The sequence below is a fragment of the Amycolatopsis sp. NPDC102522 genome, assembly GCF_055584485.1.
Genome location: NZ_JBVJLY010000014.1, coordinates 130,560 through 142,584, shown reverse-complemented (window position 1 = coordinate 142,584; position 12,025 = coordinate 130,560). Strand labels below are relative to the sequence as shown.

The following is a 12,025-nucleotide window of genomic DNA, read 5'->3' as shown; positions in this document are numbered from 1 at the left end:
CCGCTCACGTCTGGTGGCGAACTTACGCTGCTGGTCAACGCAGACGTGGGGGAACGAGAAAAGGAGAGCCATGGTCGGCACGGGCGAGTACCGGGCGGAGCCCGAGGCCATGCGCTCGGCGGTCGGGAACCTGGGCGGCATCATCATGCAGGGCATCAATGTCGTCGCGGACCTCGAACGCACCGTCCTCCAGCCGATGTCGTTCGCCACCTTCGGCAGCGCGGTGGCGGCGGCCAACACGGCCATGCAGAGCCAGCAGGTGGTCGCGGTCCGCACACTCCTGCAACTGCTGCAGCAGATCAACGGCTTCATCAAGAGCAGCGCCGACGCCTACCAGGCCGCGGACGAGGCTGTCGCGGGCGGATACGGCGGACGCCCCGGTGGCGGCGCCGGATCGACGTCGTCGATCTGGGGGAACTCGCACGCCTCCGAGCTGGCGACGCTGGCCATCAACGACAGCGCCGGCGGCAACGGCGAGCCGTCGTCGGTCGGGAACGTGCTGCGCTACCTGGGGGACGCGCGGCTGGGGCAGCTCGGCGACCACCCGATCACCGACGCGCGGTTCCACGGCGTCTCGGACTTCAACGACTGGCTGGCCGGTGACGCCGACAACCAGGCGCGGGCCGGGGTCATCGAGGTCTACGCCGGTACGGCGCGCAACTTCGGCGACGTGCCGGGCGGGGTGCACAGCGGAGACGTCGTCGTGGTGGAACCGCTCCTGTTCTCCGACAGCAAGCCGATCATCGCCATCGCCGGAGAAGGCGGGCTGCTCTACAACCACGGAATCGTCGAAGCGGACATCAACGGCCTGGCGAAGGTCAGTGTCTACCGCCCGGCTTCCGTCTGACTTCCGGGAGGAGTGACATGCTGACTTACCCCAATTCCAGCGCGATGGACGCGACAGCGGGCTCGGGCGGGCCGATCACCATCTTGCCGCAGATCCTCACCGGGCAGCCGGAACAGATCGCGAAGCACGTGCTCGAGGTGCTCAAGAAGGCCAACGAGTTCCTCACCATGTACAACGAGGTGACGAAGGCCGCCGAACAGCTGAAGAAGATCTGGTCCGGTGGCGCGTCGGACTCGGCGATGAAGAAGATCACCGATTCCCTGAACTCGCTGACCAAGATCGTGCAGGTCGTGCAGAAGGGCGCGGAACTACTCGGCATGGCCGGGACGTTGATCAAGACCGCCCAGACGGCCTACAAGGCGGTGGTCTCGGCGGTGAACCCGACGGTCGCGGGCCTGATGTCGAATCCGTGGACCTACGGTGCCGCCGTCGCGCTTTCCACCGCCACCAGTGCTTCGCTGCGCGCGTTCATCACCGCGATCGGCGCGCTGCTGAAGGCACTCGGCGTGGTCGACCTCGCGAACCAGATCACCCAGATCGCCTCCATCATCGGCGAGGTCCAGAAACTGTTCGGGCACAACGACGCCGGGGACAACGGCGCGGCGGGCAACTCGGGGGTCGCCGGCACCCCGGTCACCAACCCGCAGGCGCCGGGTTCGGTCGCCAGCGGTTCGGGACAGGCCGCTGTCGGCGGTTCCGGTGGCGGCGCGGGAGGCGCTTCCGGTGGCGGGACGACGCCGGGCGAGACGCCCCCGTTCACCCAGTACCGGCCGCCCGCGCTGGGCGGCAACGGCTCCCAGGGCAACTGGCCGGGCGGCGCCGACTCGTGGATCCCGGTGGACAGACCGGCGGGCGGCGGCTCCGGTTCGGGCTCCAACGGCGGAGCGCTGCCGGGCGCGGGTGCGGGCGGCGGGAACACGGTCACCATCACCACCGACCTGAGCACCGGCAAGTCCACCGTGCAGGCGCCGGGCGGGCAGGACATCGATATCGACATCGACATGAACTACGGCGGGAAGCACTTCGAGCAGCACATCGACATCGACGCAGGAGCTGACTCACCGGCGAAGGGCAGGTAACCGTGTCGGGGAGCGGTGTGGTCGACGCGTCGGGCGTCGTCAGCTCGATCCTGTCGAACTACCGGCGGCTCGTGGTCGAGTACCAGCGGCGGGTCACCGGTGACCCCTCGTCGCTGAGCGCGGCGGGGCAGCGGTGCGGCGAGCGGGCGTCGACGGTTTCGGGCCGGGCGGACGAGATCGGCAAGGCGGCGAAGGCGCTCAACGCGTCTTGGGAGGGCGACGCGTACACCGCGTTCGCCGCGTCCGCGGCGAAAACGAGTCAGGAGCTCGGTGAGCTCGGCGCGAAACTGAGCGACCAGTCGAACCGGCTGCGGGCGGGCGCGCAGGCCCTGCAGGGCGCGAAGTCCTGCGTGGACTCGATTCTCGCCCAGTTCGACCAGTACGCCGCGCAGCTCACCAGCCAGGCGCGGACGGCGAACGCGAACGCGGTCAACGCGTTCATCTCCGCCGCCCGCCAGCTCGGCGAGCGTGCCGCGCAGACGGCGCGGGAGATCGCCGACGAGCTGAGCGAAGAACTCGCGCGGCTGTTCCCGCCGGAGGGCACCGGCCGGATCGAGCACGAACTCGGCAAATGGGGCCGCGGCCCGTTGTACTGGCTCAACGGTGACGCGCTCGACGGCCGCAAGCGTCCGCGTTCGCATCCTTCCTGGTTCGGCAATTCCGGCTGGAAGAAGCTCACCTGGGACGGTCTCGAAGGTACTCGCGCCCCGCGCGCCGGTGACACACCGTTCGGCAGGCCGAAGCCGGAAGGCTTGCGCGACAAGGCCTGGGGCAACACCGAGATCACCTACGCCAAGTGGAAGCAGGAGCAGGACGGCTTCACTCCGGGCTGGGACGCCAAGGTCTCCTCGCAGGGCTGGGACGTCAAGGCGTCCGGGCACGCCGAACTGGCCGCCTTCAAGGAAGAACTCGAAGGCAAGAAGGAATGGGGCGTCGCTTCGGGCAGCGCCAAGGGGACCGCGTTCGTCGGCGGCGAGGTGAACGGTTCGCTTCAGGCGGGCGCGCACGGTGTCGGCGTGCACGCCAACGCTTTCGTCGGAGGTAAGGTCGAAGGCGAGCTCGCGGCGGACGTGGCCGGAGTGGGCGTCGGCGCGAGCGGCACCCTCCAATACGGACTCGGCGCGCAGCTCGACGGCCAGGCCGTCTACGACGCCGGGCACATCAAGGTCAACTTCAAGGCGGGTGTCGCCCTCGGCCTCGGTGCCGGGATCGGCGCGAAGATCGACATCGACCTGCCGAAGATCGCGGACACCGTCGGCGAGTACGGCGGCGCCGCCGTCGACGCGGTGAGCAGCACGGCGGGCCAGGCGGCGGACGCCGTCGGCGAGGCGTGGGACGACGCGGTCTCCTACGTGGGCACATGGTGACGGGGATGAGTGCGATGGCGACACAGGACCGGGTTTCCCTCCCGCTCGGATTCGACGTCCCCGACGGGTGGGTGCCCGTCGAGCCGTCGTCCGTCGGCGCCGAGGGCGCGGTCTTCGTGGCCGTGCGGTCCGGGACGCACGAGGACTTCACCCCGAACATCACCCTGAGCGTCGGGCAGCGGCCCGACGCGGCACAGATCACCGACATCGCCGACGAGGCCGTCGAACGTCTCGGCAGGTCGATGGCCGCGCTCGAAGTGGTGCGGCGCAAGGTGATCGGCACCGGGATCGCGCCGGGGGTGACGCAGGTGCTGCGCATCCGCACCGGCGAGGGGCAGGACCTCGTACAGACGCAGGTGCAGCTGACCGTGCCGGGTGAGAGCCCGGCCGAGCGGCTGATCCTCGAGATCGCCTGCACCGCAACGCCCGAGGCGGCCCGAGGCCTCGGCGACGACTTCCGGCGGTTCGTGGGCAGCGTCCACGTCCGGCGGGATTTCACCGCAGATGAAGGAGAAGACTCGTGACCACCGACCCCTACGCCATGCCGGACATGGACGAGTTGCTGGACCAGGTCCGCAAGCAGACCGAAGAGGTGCAGCGCATCCAGCGTTCGGTCGAGGCGATGGAGGTCAAGGCGCACTCGCGGCAGAACGAGGTCACCGTCGTGCTGCGCGGTGACGGCCGGTTCACCTCGATCGACATCGACCCGCGCGCGCTGCGCCAGTACGACGCGCGCAACATCTCGGAGATCGTGCTGGAGGCGGTCAACAACGGGCTGCAGAAACTGGCCGAGGCCAGCAGCGCCAAGTTCGCCCCGGTCATCGAGTCCGCCAAGTCGATCGAAGCATGACGGCCGCGATCGCCGGCTCCACCCGGCGCGTCACGGTGGTGACACCGCGGGCGCGCGTCGACGTGGCACTGCCGCAGCAGAGCACGTTCGCCGAGCTCGTCCCGCAGCTCGTGCGGCTCGCGGGTGCTTCGGGGCAGGCGTCGGCCGAGCATCCCGGCTGGGTGCTGTCCCGGCTCGGCGGAGCTCCGCTCGCGCTCGGGCTCACGGTCGCCGCGGCGCAGGTGCGCGACGGTGAAGTCCTCCACCTGACCCCGCGGGAACGCCCGCGGGGTCCGTTGCTGTTCGACGACGTCGTCGACTCGATCGCCAGTGTCGCCGAGGCGGGCACCGGCCGGTGGGGACCGTCGGTGGCGCGCAAGGCGGGCATCGTCGCGTCCGTGGTGCTGTTGCTCGCCGGTGGCCTGCTGGTGCAGGCGGCGGCGTCCGGCAGTGTGCTGGCGCCGATCGGGACCGGGCTGCTCGCGCTGGTGCTGGTGCTGGGCGGCGGAGCGCTGAGCCGCGCGTACGGCGACGCGGAGGCCGGTGCGGCCGGCGCGCTCGCCGGTGTCGGCGCGGCACTGCTGGCCGGGATGTCGATCCTTTCGCCGCATCCGTTCTTCTCCCTGTCGGCAGGGCCGCTGGGCGCCGGGCTCGCCGTGGTGACCGTGTATGGCGTGATCGCGGCCGTTTCGGTGGCGGACCGGCTGCCGTGGTTCGTCGCGGTGACCGTGTCGGCCGGGCTCGGCGCGATCACCACCGCCATCGTCCTGCTGGCCGACGTCCGCCCGGTTTCGGCGGCCGCCGTGGTCGCCGTCGTGGCGACGGCACTGGCCGCGGTGGCGCCGATGCTGGCGCTGCGGCTCGGCAGGCTCCCGCTGCCCCGGGTGCCCGACGACATGGACGCGTTCCGCGCCGACGAGAACGCCTCGCTCGGCGAGGACATGATCAGTGGCACGACCTACGCGCAGGCGTTGCTGACCGGGCTGCTCGTCGCGCTCGGGCTCACCGTGGTTTCGGCCTCGGTGGTGCTGGCGTCTTCCGGCGGTGCTTGGGAAGCGGGCTTGTGCGCGCTGCTGGGGCTGGCGCTGATGTTGCGTTCGCGCGCTTTCGCCGGCCGTTCGCAGCGGCTCGTGCTCATCGGTTTCGGCGCGGCTTCCTTGGCGTCGGCCGGGTTCTGGCTCGCCGTGGGCGGGCCGCGTTCGTTCGTTTTCGCCGCGGGCTGCGCTGTCGTCGTCGCGGCGGGCGTCTGTCTCACTTACGCGACGCGGGTCGCGAAGGGGCGCCGTTCTCCTTACTGGGCAAGGACTCTCGACATCGTCGAGTTCCTGGTGCTGCTCTCGCTGATCCCGTTCGTCGGCATGATCGCCGGGGTCTACGAGGCCGTCCGGGGCTGACCCCACCCCTTTACGCAGTTAGTCCTCTGGATGCGGTACTTGCACGCGCAAGGATCGCATCCAGAGGACTAACCTGCGTTTACGTCCGTGAAGGATTCCTTCCCTACCCTCAGAGAGGAAAGGAATCCTTCACGGACAGTCCCCTCAGTCCTCCAGCGCCAGCGGCAGGGTCCGCCGCACCGCCGCCGCGTGCCGTCCGTGCAGCGGGGTCACCGCGATCCCGCCGGGCCGCACCGTCTCCGCTCCCGGCCGTCCGCCGACCCGGATGGTCACTTCGGACTTTTCCCGTCCGCCGGGGGACCGGTACAGCGTGTACGAAGTCGCGGTGAACGCCGAGCCGGGTACGTGAAGATCCAGTGTCCGCGCGAGATCCCGCTCCGACCGGGGCCGGTAGCAGACCTGCGACGCGCCGCCCCAGTCCCAGGAACGCCAGCCGTTCACCGGCGCGTCCTGGCCACTGCCGAGCGCGACGCGGAGTTCTTCCGCCACCTCACCGGCTTCCAGCACTGTGCTCTCGAAGCCGGCCTCGGCCAGTTCGCCCATCAGCGCCAGCGCCGCGCAGGCGGTACTCCGCAGCGCACCGAGTTCGCCGCCGCCGCGGGCGAGCGCCGCGATCGGCGCGTCCTCGGGCCGGTACCGGACGGTGAGCCAGCGGACCCGCAGCAAGGACTGTCCATTGGGGACCGTCCAGGTCAGCAGTTGCGCGCTGGACAAGGGGATCCCGGGTTTCGCGTACGCCTCGCGCAGGATGCCGGCCAGCTTGTCCGGTCCGGGCTGCATGGCGCCGGGAGTGAGCCGCACGATGGCGCTCCAGCCGTCACCGACCTCGGCGACGCCGAACCGGTTGCCCGCGCGGTCGACGTGCTGGCGCACCCGGACAGGGCCGGCGAGCCGGTGCAAGGGATCGGGGACCTCGTGCTTGTCGCGGCGCTTCAGCCGATAGCCGGCCCAGGTGAGCAGCCAGCCCGCCGCGTGGCGTCCGGCGAAGCGGACCGACGTCGTCAGTATGAGGACTCCGCCGGCGGCGGCGATGCTGATCCGCGCGGCCTGGGGGATCCCGTCGAGAGTGAAGGCCAGCAGGATCGCGATCCCGGCGATCTCCCAGAGCGCCGCCTGCAGCGGGCGGATCGGCAGCAGCCAGGGCAGTGGTGCCGCGCCCGCGACGCCGTGAGCGGGCGTCTGTTCCGGGGCCTGGCGGGGTGTCCCCACCGCCGGGGCTTCAACCGACAAGGAATTCCCCTCCTCCGTGCACGCGCCCGACGTTAGCCGCGCCCCGCACGGGGGAGGGGCGTAAAAAATACCCTCACCGCGCGGTGAGGCCGGAACTTAACGTGAGCACCCTCGAACTGAGGTGGGCACGAACGGCGGGGGACGGGAGCGTGTGGACGCAGCGGGACCAGATTCAGGCCTACCAATTCCTTCGCAGGAGACTGGTTTCGGCACTGGTCTCGGCTGACGCCAATCACCCGGTCGCCCCGAGCCGCAGGCTGGTCATCGGCACCCTGTGCGGCCTCGGCGTGGCACTGTTGGTCACCGCCGTGTTCGGCGTGATCGGCCTGCTGAACCCCTCCGGTGGCAAGGACTGGCTGGCGGGCGGCAAGGTGATCGTCGAGGAGGGCACCGGCGCGCGCTACATCCTCGGGCAGGACGGCGCGCTGCACCCCGTGCTCAACTACGCCTCCGCGCGCCTGATGGCGGGCGGCAACGGCGAAGCCACTGTGACCGTCCCTTCGGACAAGCTCGCGAAGGCGCCGCGCGGTGCGCAGATCGGCATCCCCGGCGCTCCCGATTCGCTGCCCGCGGCGGCAGCGCTGGTGAACACCCCGTGGACGAGTTGCTCGCGGACGACCCAGGACGCGCCCGCGTCGGCCGAGCCGGAGACGACGGTGCTCCTCGGCGCGCCCGCCGCCGGGGTCGACCTGCCGAAGGACCAGGCCGTCGTGGTCCGCGTTCCCGAGGGCGAGCGGTATCTCGTGACCGCGGGACGCCGCTACAAGCTCACCGCGGAGGCCGCCACGGCTCTGCAGTTCGACACCTATCCGGCGATCGCGGTGTCCTCCCGGTGGATCGGCACCGTCGCCGCCGGACGAGATCTGGCCTACCGCGTGGTCGACGACGCCGGGCGGCCCGGCCCGAAGGTGGGCGGCACCGCGACGAAGGTCGGTTCGGTGCTCGGCGTCATCGACGCGATGGCGTCGCCCAAGGACGCGACGTCGTACTACCTCGTCCGCGCCGAAGGGCTCGAACCGATCGGCCAGACCGAGGCGAGCCTGCTGATCAACACTCCGCAGAACGCGGACGCCTACACCGGTGTCCCGGCCCCCGTCGCGGTCCGCGCGGCCGACGTCGCCGCGGTGCCGAAGGTCGGCACCGCGAGGGCGGGCGGGGCCGATCCCGCGGAGTATCCGGACCGGATCCCGCGAAAAGCGCCCGTTACCGGACAGTCCGTGACGTTATGCGCGCAGGGTTCTCGAATCGTTATCTCCGCACAGGTCCCGTTGCCGCAAGGTGCGAAGGCGATCCCGGTGACGGCGCGCACGGACGCGTTGGTCGCCGACGCGGTTTTCGTGCCTCCGTCGGGGGGTGCGGTGGTGGCGGAATCCGGTTCCGGCACGGTCTACGTCGTGACCGACACGGGCCTGAAGTACCCGGTGGCGAGCACTGAGGCACTCGCTTCCCTCGGATACGGCCAAGCCGACCGGCAACCGGTTCCGAATGGATTGCTGGCACTGGTTCCGCGCGGTCCCGCGCTGGATCCGGGGCAGGCGGGCCGTGCGGTGTCCGCGGCAGGTGGGACGGGGTGAGCGGGAACGTGCAGATGACTGAAGACAGGCCGGAGACCGACCGGGTCGACGTCGCGGTGATCGAAGACCATCCGTTGTACCGGCACGCCGTGGTCCGGGTCCTCGCCGAGGCCGAGGGGATCGAACTGGGCGCGGTGGTCGATTCGGTCGCCCGGTTCCACGTCCATCCGCAGCCGCCCGGCAGCGTGGTGCTGCTCGACCTCGGTCTGCCGGGGATCGCCGGGGCGGCGGCCGTGCTGCAGGTGTGCGAACTGGGCCATCACGTGCTCGTGGTGTCCGCGCAGGCGGAGCCCGAACAGGTGCTCGGCGCGATCGCCGCCGGCGCGAAGGGGTTCCTGTCCAAGGACGTCGACGTCGACGAACTGCTGATCGCGATCAGGACTGTCGCACAGGGACGGGCCTACGTTTCCGCGGTGGTGGCCGGAATGATCATCAAGGACAACGCCGACCGTCCCGTGCGGGCTCCCGACGTCGCGCTCTCCGCGCGGGAGAAGCAGGTCCTGCGGCTGGTCGCGGCGGGCGAACGCGACGTGGACATCGCCCGCATCCTGGGGATCGGGGTCCGGACGGTCCGCGGCTATCTGGACCGGATCCGTGACAAACTCGGAGAGAGAAGGCGGGCCGGTCTGGTCCGCAAGGCCATCCAGCTCGGGCTCGCGTCTCCTCCGGAGGTGCCCGGCCCGTCTCGGCCGGTCGCGCCCCGCGACGACGCGGGCGGATTCGAAGGACGCCGGTGAACGCAGACGAGCAGCAGCCGAAACGCACCATGCCGATCAACGTCGGGGTGATCGAGGATCATCCGCTGTACCGGGACGCCGTCGCGCGCGTCCTCACCGAAGCGCCCGACATCGAGCTGGGCGCCGTCGCCGATTCCGTCGCGCGGTTCGCCGTCCAGGAGCAGCCTCCGGGCAGCGTCGTCGTCCTCGACCTCAAGCTGCGCGGCGTCCAGGACGCCGCCGCGGTGCTCGAAGTGGGGCAGATGGGGCACAAGGTGCTCGTGGTGTCCGCGCACGCCGAGCAGCCCGAAGTGCTGGGCGCCATGCAGGCCGGGGCGAAGGGCTTCCTCTCCAAGGACGTCGACGGCGACGAACTCCTGCGCGCCATCCGCACCATCGCCGACGACAACGCGTACGTGTCGCCGACGCTGGCCGGAATGATCATCCAGGACAGCGAAGATCGCCACGCCGGACCCAAGATCGTGCTGTCCGAACGGGAGAAACAGGTCCTGCGGCTGGTCGCGGCCGGCGAACGGGACATCGACGTGGCGGAGATCCTGAACATCAGCGTGCGGACGGTGCGGTCCTATCTCGACCGGATCCGGGACAAGACCGGGGAACGGCGGCGGGCCGGGTTCGTGCGCGTGGCGATCCGCGAGGGCCTGCTGCGCTAGCTCCACGCGTTTCGTCCTCTGAATGCGGTACTTGCCACGCGCAAAGACCGCATTCAGAGGACGAAACGCGCTAGGACCGCGGTCCCGAGAAGTTCACCCTCAGCGTGTAGACGGAGCTGGACGCGGTGATGAACAGGTCGTTCCGTCGCGGCCCGCCGAAAGTCAGGTTCGAACAGACCTCCGGCACGCGCAGCTTCCCGATCCGCGTGCCGTCGGGCGCGAAGCAGTGCAGGCCGTCGTGCGCGGCCGCCCAGACCCGCCCGGCGGCGTCCAGCCGTACCCCGTCGAAAACACCGGCGTCGCAGGTCGCGAAGATCGCGCCGCCGGAGAGCCGTCCCTGCTCCACCGAGAAAACCCTGATGTGGCTGGGATTCTGCCGCGTGTCCACGATGTAGAGCAGCGATTCGTCGAGTGAGAACGCGAGCCCGTTCGGCCGCGTGAAGTCGTCCGCGACGATCCGCACGGAGCCGTCCACCGGGTCGGCGCGGTAGACGTGGCAGGCGCCGATCTCGCTTTCCGCCTGGTGGCCTTCGTAGTCGCTGTCGATCCCGTAGCTGGGGTCGGTGAACCAGATCGCGCCGTCCGAGCTCTCCACGACGTCGTTGGGGCTGTTGAACCTCTTGCCCTGGTAGGTCTCCGCGAGCACGGTGGTCGTGCCGTCGTGCTCGGTGCGGGTCACCCGGCGGCCGCCCTGTTCGCAGCTGACCAGCCTGCCCTGGCGATCGACGGTGTGCCCGTTGTGGAAGCCGGCGGGCTCGCGGAACACGCCGACCGCGTCCGTCGTCTCGTCCCATCGCAGGACGCGGTCGTTCGGGATGTCGCTGAAGACCAGGTACCGGCCGGCGGGGAAGTAGGCGGGCCCCTCGGTCCACCGGCAGCCGGTGTGGAGGCGCCGCATCCACTCGTCCCCGTTGACGCGGGCGAACCGTTCGTCGAGGACCTCGAAGTGTGCCTTGACCTTGTCCATGAAAACCCCAGAACTCAGAATGAGATATTGCAATCATCATGAACCGCTGAACTTGATATGGTCAACCCATGGATGAGGTAGATCGCATACTGCTCACCGAGTTGCAGCAGGACGCGACTCAGGCGTATGCCGCGCTCGGCAAGGCGGTCGGGCTGTCCGCGGGCGCCGCGCACGAGCGAGTCCGCAAGCTGCGTGAACAAGGCGTCATCCGGCGCACGACCGTCGAGGTCGACCCGGCGGCGGTCGGTCGCGGGGTGATGGCGTTCGTGCTGGTCGAGGCCGGTTCGTGGATGGGCGACTCGCCGACCAAGGCCGCGCTGGAGGCGTTGCCGGAGGTCGTGGAGGCGCACATCATCGCGGGCCCGGCCTCGCTCCTGGTGAAGGTGCGCACGCCGACCACCGAGGAGCTCCAAGCGTCGCTACGCAGGCTGTACGCCATCGAGGGCGTCACAGGGACGCAGACGATCGTGGTGCTCGAATCCTTCTTCGAACGATCTGTGGACGCTAAAGGCGACGGTTCGCCAGCGCCCCCGTCGCCGCCCGCGCCTTCCCGCTGACCGTGGGATCCACCTCGACGACCACCAGCTCAGGACCGGCGCCCAGCTGCGTGTGGACGCGGCCGAAACCGTCGGACACCGTCGAATAGCCGATCCCGGTCGGCGCCTTCGGGTTCACCGGGGTCGACGTCGTGGCCGGATCGGCCTGCCCGCAGCCGAGGACCCAGCAGCCGGAGTCGAGCGCGCGGGCGCGCACCAGGACCTCCCACTGCTCGCGTTTGCCCTCGCCCGCGCCCCAGGATGTCGGCACGAGGACGACGTCGGCGCCGTCGTCGGCCAGCTTCCGGAACAGTTCGGGGAAGCGGAGGTCGTAACAGGTCGCGACGCCGAACGTGACGCCGTCGACCTCGAAGGTGGCCGGCGCCGTCCCCGGCGCGACCGTGTCGGATTCGGCGAACCCGAACGCGTCGTAGAGGTGGATCTTGTCGTAGCCGAAGTGCTGCCCGGCACCGGTGACGAGCACCGTGTTGCTCACGCGCCCGTCGGGCGACGGCGTGAACATGCCCGTGACGACCACGACGCCATGGTCTTCGGCGATGGACGCCACAGTGGACGCCCAAGGTCCGTCCAGAGGTTGCGCGAGGGGTTTCAACGGGATGCCGAAGCGCGCCATGGTCGCCTCGGGGAAGACCACGATCCGCGCGCCGTCGGCCGCCGCGGCCGCCACGCCTTCGCGAATCAGCTTCAGGTTCGTTTCGGGATCCTCGGCGGTCGTGAGCTGGCACAACCCGATTCGCGGCACGGCGGCCTCCCTCATCGTGGGATCGCTGGTCACCACCCCAGTGTGCCTG

The 12,025-nt window shown here is 70.2% G+C and carries 13 protein-coding genes; 10 read left to right on the top strand and 3 right to left on the bottom strand.

Annotation, left to right across the window (positions count from 1 at the left end):
- The first annotated feature begins 70 nt into the window (after nucleotides 1-70).
- Genes ACZ6YV_RS28930 through eccD form a run of 6 tightly spaced genes read left to right on the top strand, consistent with a single transcriptional unit; the run spans nucleotide 71 to nucleotide 5,516 of the window.
- The gene (locus ACZ6YV_RS28930) at nucleotides 71-847 is read left to right on the top strand and encodes a WXG100 family type VII secretion target (protein WP_465512600.1); all 777 of its coding nucleotides are present in this window, start codon (nucleotides 71-73) and stop codon (nucleotides 845-847) included.
- A 17-nt stretch (nucleotides 848-864) separates the two neighbouring features.
- A complete protein-coding gene (locus ACZ6YV_RS28925; RefSeq protein WP_465512599.1) occupies nucleotides 865-1,926 on the top strand; it encodes a hypothetical protein in 1,062 nt (353 codons plus the stop codon).
- Nucleotides 1,927-1,943: 17 nt separating this feature from the next.
- Nucleotides 1,944-3,293 (top strand): WXG100 family type VII secretion target, encoded by a 1,350-nt coding sequence (locus tag ACZ6YV_RS28920; protein ID WP_465512598.1) that lies wholly within the window; start codon nucleotides 1,944-1,946, stop codon nucleotides 3,291-3,293.
- A 14-nt stretch (nucleotides 3,294-3,307) separates the two neighbouring features.
- Nucleotides 3,308-3,817: a hypothetical protein gene (locus tag ACZ6YV_RS28915; protein WP_465512597.1), complete on the top strand. Its 510-nt coding sequence runs from the start codon at nucleotides 3,308-3,310 to the stop codon at nucleotides 3,815-3,817.
- On the top strand, nucleotides 3,814-4,143 hold the full coding sequence (locus ACZ6YV_RS28910; RefSeq protein WP_005155307.1) for a YbaB/EbfC family nucleoid-associated protein: 330 nt from the start codon (nucleotides 3,814-3,816) through the stop codon (nucleotides 4,141-4,143). The genes ACZ6YV_RS28915 and ACZ6YV_RS28910 overlap by 4 nt, the downstream gene beginning before the upstream one ends.
- Nucleotides 4,140-5,516 (top strand): type VII secretion integral membrane protein EccD, encoded by a 1,377-nt coding sequence (eccD, locus tag ACZ6YV_RS28905; RefSeq protein ID WP_465512596.1) that lies wholly within the window; start codon nucleotides 4,140-4,142, stop codon nucleotides 5,514-5,516. Before ACZ6YV_RS28910 ends, eccD begins: the two co-directional genes overlap by 4 nt.
- Before the next feature lie 144 nt (nucleotides 5,517-5,660).
- Here the strand turns inward: eccD and ACZ6YV_RS28900 are convergent, their stop codons facing one another.
- Nucleotides 5,661-6,746: a type VII secretion protein EccE gene (locus tag ACZ6YV_RS28900; protein WP_465512595.1), complete on the bottom strand. Its 1,086-nt coding sequence runs from the start codon at nucleotides 6,744-6,746 to the stop codon at nucleotides 5,661-5,663.
- Between the two features lie 101 nt (nucleotides 6,747-6,847).
- Between ACZ6YV_RS28900 and eccB the strand changes: the two genes are divergently transcribed.
- From eccB to ACZ6YV_RS28885, 3 genes are read left to right on the top strand one after another with little or no spacing between them, the layout of a single operon-like run.
- Nucleotides 6,848-8,320, top strand: coding sequence for a type VII secretion protein EccB (eccB, locus tag ACZ6YV_RS28895; RefSeq protein WP_465512594.1), 1,473 nt, complete (start codon nucleotides 6,848-6,850; stop codon nucleotides 8,318-8,320).
- A gap of 14 nt (nucleotides 8,321-8,334) precedes the next feature.
- Nucleotides 8,335-9,057 carry a response regulator transcription factor gene (locus tag ACZ6YV_RS28890; RefSeq protein ID WP_465512593.1) on the top strand — a complete coding sequence of 241 codons (723 nt, stop codon included), beginning with the start codon at nucleotides 8,335-8,337 and terminating at the stop codon, nucleotides 9,055-9,057.
- A 29-nt stretch (nucleotides 9,058-9,086) separates the two neighbouring features.
- Nucleotides 9,087-9,710: a response regulator gene (locus tag ACZ6YV_RS28885; RefSeq protein ID WP_465512655.1), complete on the top strand. Its 624-nt coding sequence runs from the start codon at nucleotides 9,087-9,089 to the stop codon at nucleotides 9,708-9,710.
- 70 nt (nucleotides 9,711-9,780) lie between these two features.
- Here the strand turns inward: ACZ6YV_RS28885 and ACZ6YV_RS28880 are convergent, their stop codons facing one another.
- The gene (locus ACZ6YV_RS28880; RefSeq protein WP_465512592.1) at nucleotides 9,781-10,677 is read right to left on the bottom strand and encodes an SMP-30/gluconolactonase/LRE family protein; all 897 of its coding nucleotides are present in this window, start codon (nucleotides 10,675-10,677) and stop codon (nucleotides 9,781-9,783) included.
- A gap of 68 nt (nucleotides 10,678-10,745) precedes the next feature.
- Between ACZ6YV_RS28880 and ACZ6YV_RS28875 the strand changes: the two genes are divergently transcribed.
- The gene (locus ACZ6YV_RS28875) at nucleotides 10,746-11,234 is read left to right on the top strand and encodes an Lrp/AsnC family transcriptional regulator (protein ID WP_465512591.1); all 489 of its coding nucleotides are present in this window, start codon (nucleotides 10,746-10,748) and stop codon (nucleotides 11,232-11,234) included.
- Here ACZ6YV_RS28875 and ACZ6YV_RS28870 read toward each other — a convergent pair.
- Nucleotides 11,182-11,976, bottom strand: a complete 795-nt coding sequence (locus tag ACZ6YV_RS28870) for a carbon-nitrogen hydrolase family protein (protein WP_465512654.1) — start codon at nucleotides 11,974-11,976, stop codon at nucleotides 11,182-11,184. The two genes, ACZ6YV_RS28875 and ACZ6YV_RS28870, sit on opposite strands and share 53 nt — an antisense overlap.
- Between the last annotated feature and the right edge of the window lie 49 nt (nucleotides 11,977-12,025).